Here is a 15,720-nt window from a genome sequence, read left to right as displayed (position 1 = left end):
TTCAGCCTTTCGGGTTCTCGGCGCTCCACCACAGATCGACGGGGATGTCAGTCTGCTGCAAGATTGCGCGAACCGGCATTTCTTCGATCTCGGTGCCGTTTTTCGCGGTTTCAAAGGTCGACCATTTGGATTGTCCGGTAATATGGATGCCAATATACCGGGCATTAAGGATGGCGGGCAAAGTCATGCTGATGCGCGGGACCGGGGATACGGTCGGGCGCGCGGCGGCAACCAGTTCGCCATGGGCGGGATAAAGTCCCTTTTGCAGGGCATCGGGCGCGGATGACGGGAACAGGGATGCCGTGTGGCCATCATCCCCCATGCCCAGATACACGATATCAAGCGGCCAGTTCAGATCGGTGCGAAGGCGGCTTGAAACCGTTGAAATTGCGTCTTCGGGATTGGCATCGCCGGTTTTCAGCGACACAAAACGCGCATGCTGGGCCTCGTTGATCAGGAAATGATCGCGAACCAGCTTTTCGTTCGACTGATCGTCATCCAGCCCCACCCAGCGATCATCGCCAAGGGTCACGGTAACTTTCGACCAATCCAGTTTGACGGTCGAGATTTTTTCAAAAAGCGGTTTGGGAAAACGTCCACCGGCCACCGCCATGCTGGCATGGCCGCGGGTGGCAATGGCGAATTCAAGGCGTTCCACGGTTTCCTTGACCATGGCCGCAAGCATGTCATCGCCGCTTTGGAAAATGCGTTCGTTTGTCATGTCTTCGTCCAGAAAATTGGGAACCGGTTCATCGTCACGCAAGGTCGCCCCACCAAAAGGCAAGGCGACCCGCATGTCATCAGAACCCGGCTTCTTCGTTCCAGGTCCGGCCGTCGCGCTCGATCAGCGCAATTGCCGCCGAAGGCCCCCACGTGCCCGAGGTATAACCCTTGGGCGTGATGTGATTGCTTTGCCATGCTTCCTGAATGGCATCGACCCACTGCCAGGCAATGTCCTGCTCGTCACGGCGAACAAACAGCGTGTTATTGCCATCAATCGCATCGAGCAAAAGACGTTCATAAGCATCCGGACTGCGCCCACCGAACGCCTCGGCAAAGGACAGGTTAAGCGCGGTCGGACGCAGGCGCACAAGCCCCGGCCCCGGATTCTTGGTATTCAGAACCAGATGAATGCCGTCATCAGGCTGCAAACGCAGAACAAGGCGGTTGGCCTGATAATTGGTCATGGATTTTGCCAGCGGGAAAATCTGGTGCGGTACATCGCGGAACTGGATGACAATTTCCGAATGACGTTTCGGCAAGCGTTTCCCTGTCCGCAGATAGAACGGCACCCCGGCCCAGCGCCAGTTATTCAGTTCGGCCCGGATGGCAACGAATGTCTCGGTAGTGCTGTCGATATTGGCACCTTCTTCTTCAAGGTAGCCCGGGACTTCCTTGCCACCGACGGCACCGTTGCGGTACTGGCCGCGCACGGTGGCACTGTCGATATTGGAATCGTTGATCGGTTTGAGCGCCTTGAGCACCTTGACCTTTTCATCACGCACCGCGTCCTGATCGAGAACATGCGGGGCTTCCATCGCGACAAGGCAGAGAAGCTGCAACATATGGTTCTGAACCATGTCGCGCATCGCACCGGCATCGTCATAATAGGACCAGCGCCCTTCGACGCCGACTTCTTCGCCGACCGTGATCTGCACATGATCGATATGCGCGCTGTTCCACAGCGGTTCGAACATGGCATTGGCAAAGCGCAGGATCAAAAGGTTCTGCACCGTTTCCTTGCCAAGATAATGGTCGATACGGAAAATCTGGTGTTCTTCGAAGACTTCACCGATCTGGCCGTTGATTTCACGGCAGCTTTCAAGATCGTGGCCCAGCGGCTTTTCAAGCACAACGCGGGAATTGGGCGTTACCAGACCGGCTTTCTTGAGGTTAAAGGCCATATCGGCAAACAGCGACGGGCTGGTCGAGAAATAATAAACACGGTCGCGATCCGGCTGATCGGAAAGCTTTTCATGCAGGATTTTAAACCCGGCTTCATCCCCGGCGGAAACCTGAACATAGGCGATGCGGGCTGCAAACTTTTTCCAGACCTTGGCGTCAAATTCGCCTTTGGGAATGTATTTCTTTCCGGCTTCTTCCAGCTTGGCGCGGAATTCTTCATCGGAATGTTCGCTACGTGATGCGCCGAAAATACGGGTGGTATCATCGAAACGCCCGGTACGTTCCATTTCGTAAAGTGCGGGGAAAAGTTTGCGTAACGCCAAATCTCCGGTCCCACCGAAAATCACGATATCAGCGATACGATGCTTCAGCCGTTGGCGCTGCGTCGTCGTTTGTGTCATCTTGCCCTAAGCCTTCCAAGCGAACTGCTTTGCTCTCACTCGTTTCCTCCCCGTCGTAAAGGTGGGATCCCGAGCCCGAAGGGCTCTGGCAAACGACCGGGCCACGGTATTTACCGTGTTGGCAGGTGCCGGGTTTCCCCCGCCACCGCCTATCCTGTTGCCAGCTGGGCTCTGAGCGGTTCGTTATCCACATCAAGGCGCCGTCTGGCTTGTCCGTTCTGATCGAACAGATAGCAATCTTCCACCCGGGCATGAATGCCGATGGATGATCCTGTTACAATTGCCGTATCACCCGTGACACGGGCAACAAACAGTTCGTCCCCATCGGCCTGCACATAGACGAGACCCGCCTCGCCCAGATGTTCAACCACTTCGACCGTTCCTGACAGCATTGCCGTGTCCTGATCGGCAAGGCTGCAATGTTCCGGTCTGATGCCCACTGTTACACGATCTCCGGCGTCAAGACCACTGCCATCAACAGGCAGCGTCACCTCTTTACCGGAATCCAGTTTAACCGTAACAGTTTGTTGCGAAACCCCCATCACAACCGCCGGAACAAAGTTCATTTTAGGCGACCCGATGAAGCCCGCAACAAATTGATTTTGCGGGTGATGATAGAGTTCAAGCGGGGTCCCGACCTGTTCGACCGAACCGGCCCGCAAAACCACGATCTTGTCGGCCATTGTCATGGCTTCGACCTGATCATGCGTCACATAAATCATCGTGGACTTCAATTTTTCATGAAGTTTTGTCAATTCGATGCGCATTTGCACGCGCAAACCGGCATCAAGGTTCGACAGCGGTTCATCAAACAGGAAGACTTTCGGCTTGCGTACAATCGCCCGGCCAATCGCCACGCGCTGACGCTGCCCACCTGAAAGTTCCTTTGGCTTGCGGTCCAGCAATTCTTCAAGTTGCAGCACCCTGGCCGCAGCCATCACGCGTTCGCGTTGTTCGTCCTTGGTTCTTTTCGCAAGATCAAGGCCGAACGCCATGTTTTCATAGACCGTCATATGCGGATAAAGCGCGTAGGACTGAAAGACCATGGCAACACCACGATCCTTTGGCGCCCTGTCATTGACGACCTCGCCACCAATGGAAAGTTCGCCGTCGCTGATATCTTCCAGCCCGGCAATCAGGCGCAGCAAGGTTGATTTGCCACATCCCGACGGGCCGACAAACACACAAAACTCGCCATCGCGGATGTTCAGATCGACACCATGAATGGTTTCGATCGGACCGAAACGTTTTTTAACCTGCTTAAGAACCACTTCCGACATGCGGGTTCCTCCCTCGACTTGTCGATTTATATCGTTCCGAAATAAAAGCCCCAACCCGGCAGCGAAAGCTGATTGCCGGTAACCGATCCGCTGTTAAGGGCGAAATTCGCATCCGAACGCCCGGGCAAGGTCACGGTCCGGGCATCGGGTGTAGTGTTGAACACGCAAATGGTCCGGACCACGCCCGCCATCCGGGCATAGGCAATGACATTGTCATCGATATCGAGCATCTCGATATCGCCATCGATGATTTCCGGATGGATTTTACGCCACGCCAGAAGATCACGATAGAAACTGCGCAATGAATTGGGATCATCCATCTGTTCGGCCACGGCAAGCGCGCTGTGATCCTGGGGGACCGGCAGCCACGGCGTATCGCTTGTGGTGAAACCACCATGGGGGATATTGGCATTCATCCACGGCATCGGGGTCCGGCATCCATCGCGCCCCCTGAATTCCGGCCACATTTCAATCCCGTAGGGATCCTGCAACAATTCGAAGGGCACGACGGCTTCTTCAAGGCCAAGTTCTTCCCCCTGATAGATGCAGGGCGTGCCACGCAAAGTCGTGTAAAGGGCCGGGATCATGCGAAGGCGGGCATCATTATCGCCACCCTTGTCCCTGCCCCAACGGGTCGCAACCCGGACAAAATCATGGTTCGATACCGCCCAGCACGGCCAGCCATCACCAAGAACATCAAACACATTGCGCAACATCCCGCGGATCAGCGGCGTTTCAAGCGGGCTTTCGAGCAGATTGATCGTGTAGGCCATGTGAAGCTTGTCGCCCCCGGCGGTATATTCCGCCATCGTCGCCAGCGAATTGTCCGACCCGATTTCACCGACCGTCGTTGCCCCCGGATATTTATCAAGAACCGCGCGCAGTTTTTTAAGGAACGCGATATTTTCCGGGCGTGTCTTGTCATAGACATGCATCTGGCGGGTATAGGGATTTTCCTTTGGCGCGCCTTCGGGCCGGTGGGTGCCCGGAACCCATGGCGGGTTATCACGTAATTCCGCGTCATGGACATAGAAATTGGCGGTATCAAGCCGGAAACCATCCACCCCACGACGCAGCCAGAATTCCACATCGTCAAGCAACTGGGCCTGAAGATCCGGGTTATGGAAATTCAGGTCCGGCTGACTGACCAGAAAGTTGTGCATGTAATATTGCTGCCGGGTGGTATCGAACTTCCATGCCGAACCGCCAAAGATCGACAGCCAGTTATTGGGCGGCGTGCCGTCGGGCTTGGGATCAGCCCAGACATACCAGTCGGCCTTGGGATTATCACGTGATGACCGGCTTTCCTTGAACCAGGCATGCTGATCGGAACTGTGCGACAGGACCTGATCAATGGTGACACGCAGGCCAAGCGAATGGGCCTTTTCAACCAGATGGTCGAAATCGGCCAATGTCCCGAACATCGGATCGACATCGCGGTAATCCGCCACGTCATAGCCGAAATCCTTCATCGGCGAGGTAAAGAATGGCGACAGCCAGATGCCATCAACTCCCAGATCGGCAATGTAATCCAGTTTCTGGGTAATCCCGGGCAGGTCGCCAATACCATCGCCGTTGGAATCAAAGAAGCTGCGCGGATAGATTTGATACAGGACGCCACCGCGCCACCAGTCAGGATTTCCGGCCAAAGCCATTTAAGTCACCTTAGGTCATGTGGGACGAGAAGCCGCATCAGCCTTTGACAGCCCCGGCGGTCAGGCCGGACACGATGCGACGCTGGAAAATCAGAACCAGAACAATCAGCGGAACCGTCACGATCACCGATGCCGCCATGATATTGCCCCATGGCATTTCAAACTGGCTGGCCCCGGAAATCAGGGCGATGGCAACCGGCACGGTGCGTTGTTCATTGGTCAGGGTAAAGGTCAGGGCAAACAGGAATTCGTTCCATGCCATGATGAAGGCCAGAAGCCCGGTGGTCACCATGGCAGGCCACATGACCGGCAGGAACACGCGCGTAATCACGGTCCACGGGCTGGCCCCATCCATCACGGCGGCTTCTTCAAGCTCGCGCGGCAGTTCGCGCATGAAGGCGGTCAGGATCCAGACCGTGAATGGCAGGGTCAGCATCATGTATGAAATCGCCAGCCCGAACATCGAATTATAAAGCCCAACCGCCCGGATCAGTTCGAACATCCCCGACAGCACTGCGACCTGCGGAAACATCGACACCGACAGGATCGTCACCAGCAACAATCCCCGCCCGGCAAATTTAACCCGCGCAAGCGCATAGGACGCAGTTACCCCCATCAAAAGCGACAGGGCCACAACCATCACACTGACAAAGATCGAATTGAAGATATTGCGACCGAACGGCTGCCCTTCAAACACCGACAGATAGTTCGAGAAACTGAAACTTTCCGGCAGATAATTGACGTCAAACAGCGCAGACCCGGTTTCGAACGCGGTCAGGATCGCATAGTAGAACGGGAAAACGGCAAAGATCACGATCACCGCTACCAGAAGATAGAACCCTGCCTTCATCATCAGGGATTTGACATTGCGGTTCATCTTAATGTCCCCCTTCGTCAAGCCGGACCCGACCGATCATCATGTAGGCCATGATCGAAAAGGCGATGACCAGAAACAGCAGTGTTGACGCCGCCGAGCCATAGCCGACTTCCTGAAAATCGACCAGAAGCTGCCGGGCATAGACCGACATGGTCATGGTGTTCGGATTGTTCGGCGTAAGAACATAAATCACGTCAAACACACGCAATGCATCAAGGGCACGGAAGATCACGGCGACCATCAATGCCGGTTTGATCAGCGGCAATGTCACCTTGAAAAACACCCGGATCGGATGAATACCATCGACACGGGCGGCCTCGTAACAGTCACTTGGCAGCATCTGGAGGGCCGCCAGTGTCAGAAGCGCCATGAACGGCGTGGTTTTCCAGACATCGACCATGATTACCGCGACCATTGCCGTATCGGGATTGGCTGTCCAGGCAACCGGCGATGCAATCAGCCCCAGTGACATCAGAAGATCATTGATGATGCCGAACTGGTCGTGCAGCATCCAGTTCCACATCTTGGCCGATACAATCGTCGGGATCGCCCACGGGATCAGAACCGCCGCCCGAACCAGACCGCGCCCCTTGAATTCCTGATTAAGGACAAGGGCCACAATGATACCCAGCACCGTTTCAAGCGAAACCGAAATCACGGTGAAGTAAATCGTGTTCCAGACGGCCTGCCACCATTCCGGATCGGCCAGAAGGCCGAACGTCTCGCCGTCATAAACCGCATAGAAATTTTCAAAGCCGATAAAGCCATAATTGCCAAGGTCGGAAAGATTTGCATCGGTAAAACCGAAGATGAAAGTCCGCAGCAACGGCCAACCGGCCACTGCGGCAAGAATGACCAGCATCGGTGTTAAAAACAGCCATGCCGAACGCCGTCTTGCACGCGTCAGGGACGAAGCTTGCGCCATGGGAACCGCTCTTGATCTTGAAGGGGGATGATCGATCATGACCGCCATCCATCAAACCGGCCAAAGCAAAGCCGGTACGAAAACAGGGTTTGCAACACCGGGATGCTCTTGTTTTCCCGGTGTTGCTCCAACCCTGTTTACCAGCCGGAACGTTTCACACGTTTCAGGTTGCGTTCAAGTCCGGTAATCGCCTGATCGGCGTTCTGCGATCCCGACAAGGATGCATGCACCGCCTGCCAGAACTCGCTTGATACCTGATTGTATTTCGAACCGGTCACCGTGGAGGGACGTGGTGCCGCACTGGTGAATGTTTCGTAAAGATCGCCAAAGAACGGGTTGGCCGAAAGGACTTCTTCGTCCTTGTAAAGATCGGCAATCGTCGGGTTATAGGACCCTTTGATCGCACGGCGTTTCTGTTCTTCGTAGGAGGTCAGGAACTTTACAAGATCGGCCGCCAGTTCCGGATTTTCCGAATATTTCGAAACTGACAACTGCCACCCGCCAAGGGCCGCCGCCGAACGGCCATCCGTGCTGCCCTTGGGCAGGGCAGCAACACCGACCTTGCCCTTGACCGGGCTGTCTGCCGAATTGGCCAATGCCCAGGCATAGGGCCAGTTGCGCATGAAAACCGAATTGCCTGACTGGAACACACCGCGCGCTTCTTCCTCGGCATAGCCAAGAACGCCTTCGGGGGAAATGGTGCCGACCCAGTTTGATGCGGTTTCAATCGCCTTTTTTGCCTGATCGTTATTGATCGAAATATCGCCATTCGGTTCGACCACCGAACCACCATTGAACGAAACCACCCATTCCAGCGCGTTACAGGTCAGCCCTTCATAGGCGCGGCCCTGAAACACATGGCCCCACATCTTGTCATTACCGGCCTTGCGTTCGCCTTCCTGAATTTTCTGAGCCGTCGCAGTCAGCTGTTCCCAGGTTTCAGGAACGCTTTCGCCATACTTTTCCAGCAGATCCTTGCGGTAATACAGCACGCCCGCATCCGTGTACCACGGCATTGCGACCAGCCGGTCTTCAAAGGTATTGTTGGTAACAATGGCCTCAAAGTGCTGCTTGGCCTCGTCCGCCATGTATTCGTTAAGATCGATGAAGTGGTTGCCAAGAATCCCCGGCCAGATCACATCAATCTGGAACACGTCGATATCGGATGATCCGGCAGCAAGAATCTGCTGATACAGCGCCAGTCGTTCGGTAGTCGAATTCGGGGTGGAAATTACCGCAACTTCGTTGCCGGTTTGCTTTGCCCATGCATCGACACCTTCCTGGCAAAGCGCAAGTTCCTGGCCGACGGCACCACAGGAAATAGAAATTTTTGCGGCATTGGCCTGTCCGGCCATCACGAAAGCTGCGCCAAGAACGCCCGCGGTTGCGAGCAATTTTTTCATCAAGGTCATTGAGACCTCCCTAGGATGTTATCGGTTTTCCCATACAGCTTTTGGCAACTGCTTTTGTTCGTTTTGATTGGTCTTTTTGTCCGGGTCGGGCGCCCGTACCGGAACCCCAGATGCAATCACCGGCTGCAATCTGTTTTGGTGATTGCTTCCCGGCGCGAAGCCGCCCGATTGAAAAAGGATACGCCTCATCGCACCTTTTCAAAGTGTCATATCCTTCAAAGGATGATACTATTCTGCAAATTCGCGGCGATCAGGACACGAATAGTAGGACGATATGCGGATCATTCAGGAACGGATCACGAATCCACAGGGATATAGCTGGGGTTATTTTCACTATGTCTGGGATGATTTTCGCTGCAACTGGCACCAGCACCCCGAATATGAAATGACCCTGACGCTCAACGCCAAAGGGTCGCGGTTGATTGGCGATCATCGGCAGACGTTTGATGGGCTGGATTTCGCCATGGTCGGCCCCAACCTGCCCCATCTTTGGGAATGCAAACGCATTGATCCCTCCCGTCCGATCGAGGTTTATGTGCTTTGGCTTTCGCAGGAATGGGTGGAAAACCTCACGCGGGATTTTGTTGAATTTGCAGATTTCCACGAATTGTTTGCCCGTGCGCGCCGCGGTCTTTCCTTTCGCGATGAAACCGTGGAACAGGTTCGGGAAATCTGCCCGCATCTTGATGATGCCAAACCGCGGCGGCGCTTTATCCTGATGATCGAACTGCTTGAAGCCCTGCTTGCCGGGATCGACAAACCGCTGGCATCGGCCAATTTTGGCGGCGAAGCCGGGAAGAATAGCGAATCTATCCGGGTGGATCGCGCACTGGCCTTCATTCATGCCCATTACGCCGAACCGCTCCGGGTTTCATCGCTTGCCGATGTGGCAGGGGTCAGTGAAAGCAGTTTTTACCGGCTGTTCAAACGCTATACCGGGCGCAGTGTTGTCGAATATCTGAACGAATACCGGATTTCGCGGGCCTGCGTGCAGCTATCGCGCACCGATCTTCCGATCTATCAGATCGCCGAAAATAACGGCTTTAGCAATCTGTCTAACTTCAACCGGCGTTTTCGCCAGTATCGCGGAAAATCAGCCAGCAACTATCGCGAAAACATTCGCATTCATGGCCAGTTCCCCGATCACCCACCGATGCCCGATGCCCGCATCGGCGCCGTTCCGGCCCGCCCGCTGCCAAGCGAGGTCGACGGTGTCCCGGACCGCCGCACAGCCATTCCGGCATCCGCCGCAGAATAGGTCCTGCGAAGCAATACGGAACATCTGGAATGCGACGATGTTCCATTTTCCGTTCTCCTATGACCCACCCCCTTGAAGACTCGCGTAAAGCCTTTGTTTTCTGCGGGTTTCATTCGACCTCACACACAGTGTTCACCATCGATGTTCTCATTTTCAGCAGCAAAAAGAGAACATCGAGAACAAATAAATTTCATTTAAAAACATCAACTTAACAATTTAATCGACCTTTGTTCTAATTTTGTTCTTGTGAGAACAAAACGGGATCAGTATGGTTTCTTCAGACAGATTGAGGAGGACATCGCCATGATGAAGTTGCTTGAAAATCCGAACCGCCTAAACGAGCTTTGCAGCACGGTCGCCGTGGTCGGAAGCACCGGATTTTTCCTGTTCGTGATTGGACTGGGAATGGCGCAAACCCTTCGCGGTCTGATCTGATCAAAGCTCATACCTTTTACGAGACCCGGATGGACTTCCCATCCAGGGTGACGACCGGCAGGCAACCCCGCACCCATACCCTGTCCCGTCTGTCGGTCGTCCCTCTTCCATCGGTCCGGGTCACGTAAATTGTAACCTGCATATTACTTTCGTTATTCCGCGCTACTTGACGCTGCTGTTTCCCCGACAGCAGCGTTTTTCTTTGATTGGTTCTTTCGGACCTCGAGTCCCGCAGATACTATACCATTGCATAGATCAGGACGGATTTACCCCATCTTTCAGGGAAAAACTATTATTGCAACGCAACAATTTACGCTGCATTGCAAAATTTCACTCGACAGCACCCCGAATGTTGGTTTGAATCAAGGTGAAAAACGAAAGTTTGGAAATTCATCATACTTTTAGGCTATTGATTGAAACCTGAAGTATCGTAGGATTCTGATGAATTGCAGGATTTCTGTTTATCGTGATTTTGCGGTGTCTTAGCCCGCAATCAGCTGAACCCCGGATGGTCACCCGCAAAAAACGGCCGAACGCGGGTTCGGAACTTACGAAAATCAGAAGGCCTGCCCACCGGAAATCCTTTCGGAAAAATGCAGCCGGGGACCAACACGGTCGATGCACCCCACCACCGAACCTTTGCATCGCCGGGGAGTGAGAGATTAATGCTGTACCATCTCTATGAACTGCAGCACGCCACCATCAGTCCATTGCGGATGGCGGCAGATGCCAGCAAGAAGTGGCTGCGCAATCCGGTCAACCCGCTTGCCTATACCCATCAGGGCCGTGCGGTGGCCGCCGCGTTTGATGTGTTCACCCATATCACGCATCGTTATGGCAAGCCTGAATTTGGCCTTGATACCACGATCATCAATGGTGAAACCGTTGCCGTGACAGAGGAAATCGTTCACAGCGAACCGTTCTGCAATCTTTTGCATTTCAAACGCGAAACCGATCACCTTAAAAATCAACCCGACGATCCGCGGCTTCTGATCGTGGCCCCGCTGTCCGGTCACTTCTCGACGCTTCTGCGCGGCACGGTCGAGGCATTACTGCCCGATCACGATGTTTACATCACCGACTGGATCGATGCGCGCACGGTGCCGGTGCATCTGGGTCATTTCGACCTTGATAGCTATATCGACTATGTCATGCAGTTCCTGCGCAAGCTGGGCCCCAATACGCATCTGATGGCAGTGTGCCAGCCATCCGTTCCGGTGGTTGCCGCGGTATCGCTAATGGCAGCAGGTAACGAGCCGTGCCAGCCGGCATCGATGACCCTGATGGGCGGCCCGGTCGATACGCGTGAAAACCCGACCGAGGTCAACAATTTCGCCAAACAGCACAGTCTGGACTGGTTTGAACGCCATGTCATTTCGCATGTGCCGCTGCCCCATGCCGGTGTGATGCGCCGCGTTTATCCTGGCTTCATGCAGTTGGCCGGGTTCATGAGCATGAATTGGGACAAGCACGTTTCCGCCCACCACGAGATGTTCACCCATCTTGTCGAAGGCGACGGCGAAAGCGCCGATGCCAAGCGCAATTTCTATCATGAATATCTGGCAGTGATGGATATGAGTGCCGAGTTCTATCTTCAGACGCTGAAAGCAGTGTTCCACGAACATCAACTGCCCGAAGGGACGATGCGCTGGCAGGGAGTTCCGGTTGAACCGTCCGCCATCACCAAGACCGCCCTTCTGACGGTCGAAGGTGAACGAGACGATATCACCGGCATGGGACAAACTCGTGCCGCGCACAAGCTTTGCAGCAATCTGCCCGATAATATGCGCATGCATCACATCCAGAAGGGCGTTGGTCATTATGGTGTGTTTAACGGTCGTCGCTGGCGCGAACAGATCAGCCCGCGGATCAAGGATTTCATCCGCCGCCACGACCAGCAGGGCAAAGGCCGCCAAAGCGCGCCAGACATGACCAGGATCGAAGCCGCCGAATAGGCAGCGCCCCGATCCTCGGATGAATAGAACACTCAAAAGCCGCCCTTATCCGGGGCGGCTTTTGGCTTTGATGCCTGAGACGGGGGATATGGGGATGTGTTCCCGCCCCGATCATCAGCCGGCTTGACGTCAAAAGCGCGGCTGAATCCGGCCATTGACGATTTCGCCACCATAGGTCCCGTCGCCATAGGCATATTGCTCAACCGGATGCAGTGTATCGACCAGACGCTGATAGACCGCAGACGCCGATGCTTCCCATGCACTGATCGATCCGATCACGACAGGATACGCCCCACCATCCAGCAATCCGATTGCCGTATCGATATCGTCATTGGTCACCGCGTTATTCCCATCGCGCAGTGGCAGATGCACACCGATGACCTCATTGTTCTTGATTGCCATGATCCCGATGCACGATGAAAAGCCGGTAAACATGATCTGAGCCGCTTTGCCCCATTCCCGTTCGGCGATGGCTTCGGTATCGGCGGCCTGGCTAAAAACATATGGCATTGGATTGTCCCTGATTTGCGAAAGATAAAGGATAACTGACGCATCTGAGACGGGTGTAATCCGTTACTGTGACAATCCATAAACCAACACGGTTTTGCCTACGTAAAACAGACAGGATAGAAAACCAGATCGGGGATCAGATCATGTCGATACCACCCGCCCCCAAACTGCAAAGTTTTGATGCTGCCAGCATCGCAATTGTAATCGGGGCAACCGGCGGCATCGGCCGGGCCTTTGTGAAACATCTTCGCGATTGTGGCCGGTTCGATGGTGTGATCGAACTATCGCGCAGCACCCAGCCAGCCATTGATTTTGCCGATCCCGGCAGCATCGAAAATGCCGCCGCCTTTGTTCGTGATAAGGCATCTGCCAAGAACCAATCCGTTCGCCTGATCATCGATGCCACCGGTTATCTGCATGACGAGGTATTTCAGCCGGAAAAATCATTGCGCCAGATCGATGCCGATTACATGGCGAAATCGTTTCTGATCAACGCCATTGGCCCGGCTTTGCTGATGAAGCATTTCACGCCGTTATTGCCGCGCGACGGCAAATCGGTATTTGCCACCTTGTCGGCAAAGGTCGGTAGCATCGGCGATAATCGGATGGGCGGCTGGTACGGTTATCGTGCCGCAAAGGCCGCATTGAACCAGTTGGTCAAATGCACCGCCATCGAACTTGCACGCAGCAAACGCAATGCCATCTGCGTCGCCCTGCATCCTGGCACGGTTGATACCGGCCTTTCGGGCCCGTTTGCCAAATCGGGGCTCAATGTACAAAGCCCCGATTTGGCAACGGCCAATATGTTGATGGTGATTGACGGGCTGCAACCATCACAAAGCGGCGGTTTCTTTGCCTATGATGGTAGCGAATTACCTTGGTAAAGCTGCAAAAACATCAATCAAACAGCCCCTTCAACAAGGCGTGCTGTAACAGAATGACGGTTTTGGCATCCCTGATGCAACCATCCGCGATCATGGCCAGTGCGTCCTTGAAGGGCACTTCAAGAACGTGGATATCCTCGCCCTCTTCATGCAAGCCGCCGCCATCGCCCGCACGGTGGTTGCTTGTGACTTCGGCCACGAACAGGTGCAGACGTTCGGTGACCGAACCGGGGCTCATGAACAGATCAAATACCTTTTGCGGTTTGCCGATCTTGTAACCGGTTTCTTCTTGGACCTCTGCAATCACGGCGGATGCCGGATCACGGTCGTCAAGCAAGCCAGCCGGAACTTCGATCAGCATGCCGCTTTCATGGCCATTCACAAAAGATGGCAGACGAAATTGCCGTGTCAGGATCACGGTGCCAGCCCCGCGATTATAAAGCAGGATGCCCGCCCCGTTGCCCCGGTCATAGGCTTCGCGTTGCTGATGCTGCCATTCGCCGTTGCTGCGGCGCAGATCAAAACTGACACGGTACAGATGATACCAGTTGTCCGACAGGCATTCGATGTCCTGAACGCGGATATCGTCGTTTTCCGGCAAGTTCCAACCTTTGGGAAGCTCGGTCATGTCAAAATATCCGTTAGCGGTTCAGAAATGCCGACAGGGTCAGCAATACCGCATCGGGTTTTTCGGCATGAACCCAATGGCCTGCGCCCTTGATGCTGGTAAAGGCCGCCTTGGGAAATAGCGACTTGATGTGATCGCGGTCCTTGGGATCGACATAATGCGAATTGGCCCCGGATATGAACAGCACATCGCGATCAAAACTGCCATTGGCCGTTTCGGGCCAGCCGGTGATGTCGGAGAGGTGGTTTGCCATGGCATCGATATTGACCTGCCATGACATTTTGCCGGTTTCCTTGTCGGTCGCGACATTCTGCGCCAGGAACTGACGCACGCCCTTTTCCGAAACGCCACGGACAAGTGCATCTTCGACTTCGGCGCGCCGCGATACTGCATCGAAATCCACCGACTTCATGGCACTGATATAGTCGGTATAGTCATGGTCATAGGTCACAGGCGCAATATCAACCACAACCAGATCGGCAACCAGATCCGCATCCTGTGACAGGGTCAGCACCATTGATGCCTTGCCCCCCATCGAATGTCCGATCAGGTGTACCGGACTATTGGCAACATCCCGGATCAGCTCGGCGATGTCCGATGCCATCGCCGGATAGGTCATGTTCATGTCCCAGTCGGACCGGCCATGATTGCGAAGATCTGCGGTGACTACATGATACTTTTCCGCCAGACGCCGCGCGATGGCGGTCCAGTTACGCGCCTGCCCGAACAGCCCGTGCAGGATCACAAGCGTGCCATTGTCACGGTTTTCTTCGCCAAAGGCATAATGGGCAAGTTTCATCAGGCACGCTCCGCAATCGGGTTATCTGGTTATTCCCTTTAATAGCGGGACCGGACGGTGGCGTGAAGCCCTGTGGTGGGAATGGGAATCAAAACACCCCCGCATGGGAGGAATGCGGGGGTGTTTCTTGGGTCATTCGACCCGGTATTTATCGCCAAGCGTTAAGCTTAGGCACCAGCCGGACGGCCACCCGGAAGGCGGTTACCGCCAAACAGGGAAGCAATTTTGCGGACCAAAGTAACAACGGCTTTGCGGATCGCCTGAGCACGGAGTTTTTCGGCTTCGCGCTGCAGCGTGGTCAGATCGTAATCACCATAACGACGCATGGCTTTATCCTTTCCATAACAGGCGGAGCTATGTGCGCTCCGGTTTCGCGTTAATTTGTTCTGAAGCCGGTGTACGCCTGTTTATTCGATCCTACGAGACGAGTTTTTTCACCTCACCCATGCATTTGACGCATATCCAGACACAAGTCCGTCATAATCATTTCATGCGAAAGACGCATGATTGTCTCATGACAAATAAGCCATTCAACTTGAACGAAATTTTCCCGGCACTGTTTTACACAGATCAAACACAATCCGAACAGGCCGGATCAATTAGACCTCTATCCTTTGCGTATAAAGGGATTGAGGCAGATCAAACAGGGCGTTTCTGATGCTTCAGACGGGGTCTTAAATGGCAATTTGCCGACAAAACGGTTTTAAATTGCAGACTCGATTCCGGGAACTGCACGCCGTTCAATTTTGCATGGCTGATTAAGAAATCGCAGAACGGCAATAGTTGTACGCATAAT

General features: G+C 54.4%; 15 protein-coding genes. 4 read left to right on the top strand and 11 right to left on the bottom strand.

Features of this window, described 5'->3' with window-relative positions; all coding sequences use genetic code 11:
* Position 1: 1 nt before the first annotated feature.
* The 7 genes from pgl to TH3_RS05750 form a co-directional block, all read right to left on the bottom strand.
* Positions 2–796: a 6-phosphogluconolactonase gene (gene pgl, locus TH3_RS05780; protein ID WP_007090842.1), complete on the bottom strand. Its 795-nt coding sequence runs from the start codon at positions 794–796 to the stop codon at positions 2–4.
* A 4-nt stretch (positions 797–800) separates the two neighbouring features.
* On the bottom strand, positions 801–2,306 hold the full coding sequence (gene zwf, locus TH3_RS05775) for a glucose-6-phosphate dehydrogenase (RefSeq protein WP_007090841.1): 1,506 nt from the start codon (positions 2,304–2,306) through the stop codon (positions 801–803).
* Positions 2,307–2,455: 149 nt separating this feature from the next.
* Entirely contained in the window at positions 2,456–3,586 is a 1,131-nt protein-coding gene (locus tag TH3_RS05770) for an ABC transporter ATP-binding protein (RefSeq protein ID WP_007090840.1), read from the bottom strand.
* Between the two features lie 26 nt (positions 3,587–3,612).
* Positions 3,613–5,241, bottom strand: coding sequence for an alpha-glucosidase (locus tag TH3_RS05765; protein WP_007090839.1), 1,629 nt, complete (start codon positions 5,239–5,241; stop codon positions 3,613–3,615).
* Between the two features lie 37 nt (positions 5,242–5,278).
* Positions 5,279–6,118, bottom strand: a complete 840-nt coding sequence (locus TH3_RS05760) for a carbohydrate ABC transporter permease (RefSeq protein WP_007090838.1) — start codon at positions 6,116–6,118, stop codon at positions 5,279–5,281.
* A gap of 1 nt (position 6,119) precedes the next feature.
* Positions 6,120–7,043 carry a carbohydrate ABC transporter permease gene (locus tag TH3_RS05755; RefSeq protein ID WP_007090837.1) on the bottom strand — a complete coding sequence of 308 codons (924 nt, stop codon included), beginning with the start codon at positions 7,041–7,043 and terminating at the stop codon, positions 6,120–6,122.
* 137 nt (positions 7,044–7,180) lie between these two features.
* Positions 7,181–8,455, bottom strand: a complete 1,275-nt coding sequence (locus TH3_RS05750) for an ABC transporter substrate-binding protein (protein WP_007090836.1) — start codon at positions 8,453–8,455, stop codon at positions 7,181–7,183.
* Positions 8,456–8,729: 274 nt separating this feature from the next.
* On the opposite strand from TH3_RS05750, the gene TH3_RS05745 reads away from it, so the two are divergent.
* The 3 genes from TH3_RS05745 to TH3_RS05740 all read left to right on the top strand — a co-directional run bounded on the left by TH3_RS05745 (position 8,730) and on the right by TH3_RS05740 (position 12,103).
* A complete protein-coding gene (locus TH3_RS05745) occupies positions 8,730–9,713 on the top strand; it encodes an AraC family transcriptional regulator (RefSeq protein ID WP_007090835.1) in 984 nt (327 codons plus the stop codon).
* A 303-nt stretch (positions 9,714–10,016) separates the two neighbouring features.
* On the top strand, positions 10,017–10,148 hold the full coding sequence (locus TH3_RS23420; RefSeq protein WP_255356831.1) for a hypothetical protein: 132 nt from the start codon (positions 10,017–10,019) through the stop codon (positions 10,146–10,148).
* Between the two features lie 665 nt (positions 10,149–10,813).
* Positions 10,814–12,103, top strand: a complete 1,290-nt coding sequence (locus TH3_RS05740) for a polyhydroxyalkanoate depolymerase (RefSeq protein WP_007090834.1) — start codon at positions 10,814–10,816, stop codon at positions 12,101–12,103.
* Between the two features lie 129 nt (positions 12,104–12,232).
* Here TH3_RS05740 and TH3_RS05735 read toward each other — a convergent pair whose 3' ends face one another.
* Entirely contained in the window at positions 12,233–12,613 is a 381-nt protein-coding gene (locus TH3_RS05735) for a hypothetical protein (RefSeq protein ID WP_007090833.1), read from the bottom strand.
* A 143-nt stretch (positions 12,614–12,756) separates the two neighbouring features.
* On the opposite strand from TH3_RS05735, the gene TH3_RS05730 reads away from it, so the two are divergent.
* The gene (locus tag TH3_RS05730) at positions 12,757–13,497 is read left to right on the top strand and encodes an SDR family NAD(P)-dependent oxidoreductase (protein WP_007090832.1); all 741 of its coding nucleotides are present in this window, start codon (positions 12,757–12,759) and stop codon (positions 13,495–13,497) included.
* Between the two features lie 13 nt (positions 13,498–13,510).
* Here TH3_RS05730 and TH3_RS05725 read toward each other — a convergent pair whose 3' ends face one another.
* The 3 genes from TH3_RS05725 to TH3_RS23035 all read right to left on the bottom strand — a co-directional run bounded on the left by TH3_RS05725 (position 13,511) and on the right by TH3_RS23035 (position 15,250).
* Positions 13,511–14,125: an NUDIX domain-containing protein gene (locus TH3_RS05725; protein ID WP_007090831.1), complete on the bottom strand. Its 615-nt coding sequence runs from the start codon at positions 14,123–14,125 to the stop codon at positions 13,511–13,513.
* Between the two features lie 13 nt (positions 14,126–14,138).
* Entirely contained in the window at positions 14,139–14,924 is a 786-nt protein-coding gene (locus TH3_RS05720; protein ID WP_007090830.1) for an alpha/beta fold hydrolase, read from the bottom strand.
* 167 nt (positions 14,925–15,091) lie between these two features.
* Positions 15,092–15,250, bottom strand: a complete 159-nt coding sequence (locus TH3_RS23035; protein ID WP_167710552.1) for an RSP_7527 family protein — start codon at positions 15,248–15,250, stop codon at positions 15,092–15,094.
* Positions 15,251–15,720: the final 470 nt, after the last annotated feature.

Origin of the sequence: Thalassospira xiamenensis M-5 = DSM 17429 (assembly GCF_000300235.2) — a bacterium.
Lineage (GTDB): Bacteria > Pseudomonadota > Alphaproteobacteria > Rhodospirillales > Thalassospiraceae > Thalassospira > Thalassospira xiamenensis.
The sequence above is the reverse complement of the archived record's forward strand: the minus strand, read 5'-3'. Positions and strand labels throughout refer to the sequence as shown.

What these genes read in the sequence shown, in the direction of transcription:
- pgl (WP_007090842.1), bottom strand. Translation starts at nt 796, where the DNA reads ATGCGGGTCGCCTTGCCTTTTGGTGGGGCGACCTTGCGTGACGATGAA.
- zwf (WP_007090841.1), bottom strand. Translation starts at nt 2,306, where the DNA reads ATGACACAAACGACGACGCAGCGCCAACGGCTGAAGCATCGTATCGCT.
- TH3_RS05770 (WP_007090840.1), bottom strand. Translation starts at nt 3,586, where the DNA reads ATGTCGGAAGTGGTTCTTAAGCAGGTTAAAAAACGTTTCGGTCCGATC.
- TH3_RS05765 (WP_007090839.1), bottom strand. Translation starts at nt 5,241, where the DNA reads ATGGCTTTGGCCGGAAATCCTGACTGGTGGCGCGGTGGCGTCCTGTAT.
- TH3_RS05760 (WP_007090838.1), bottom strand. Translation starts at nt 6,118, where the DNA reads ATGAACCGCAATGTCAAATCCCTGATGATGAAGGCAGGGTTCTATCTT.
- TH3_RS05755 (WP_007090837.1), bottom strand. Translation starts at nt 7,043, where the DNA reads ATGGCGCAAGCTTCGTCCCTGACGCGTGCAAGACGGCGTTCGGCATGG.
- TH3_RS05750 (WP_007090836.1), bottom strand. Translation starts at nt 8,455, where the DNA reads ATGACCTTGATGAAAAAATTGCTCGCAACCGCGGGCGTTCTTGGCGCA.
- TH3_RS05745 (WP_007090835.1), top strand. Translation starts at nt 8,730, where the DNA reads ATGCGGATCATTCAGGAACGGATCACGAATCCACAGGGATATAGCTGG.
- TH3_RS23420 (WP_255356831.1), top strand. Translation starts at nt 10,017, where the DNA reads ATGATGAAGTTGCTTGAAAATCCGAACCGCCTAAACGAGCTTTGCAGC.
- TH3_RS05740 (WP_007090834.1), top strand. Translation starts at nt 10,814, where the DNA reads ATGCTGTACCATCTCTATGAACTGCAGCACGCCACCATCAGTCCATTG.
- TH3_RS05735 (WP_007090833.1), bottom strand. Translation starts at nt 12,613, where the DNA reads ATGCCATATGTTTTTAGCCAGGCCGCCGATACCGAAGCCATCGCCGAA.
- TH3_RS05730 (WP_007090832.1), top strand. Translation starts at nt 12,757, where the DNA reads ATGTCGATACCACCCGCCCCCAAACTGCAAAGTTTTGATGCTGCCAGC.
- TH3_RS05725 (WP_007090831.1), bottom strand. Translation starts at nt 14,125, where the DNA reads ATGACCGAGCTTCCCAAAGGTTGGAACTTGCCGGAAAACGACGATATC.
- TH3_RS05720 (WP_007090830.1), bottom strand. Translation starts at nt 14,924, where the DNA reads ATGAAACTTGCCCATTATGCCTTTGGCGAAGAAAACCGTGACAATGGC.
- TH3_RS23035 (WP_167710552.1), bottom strand. Translation starts at nt 15,250, where the DNA reads ATGCGTCGTTATGGTGATTACGATCTGACCACGCTGCAGCGCGAAGCC.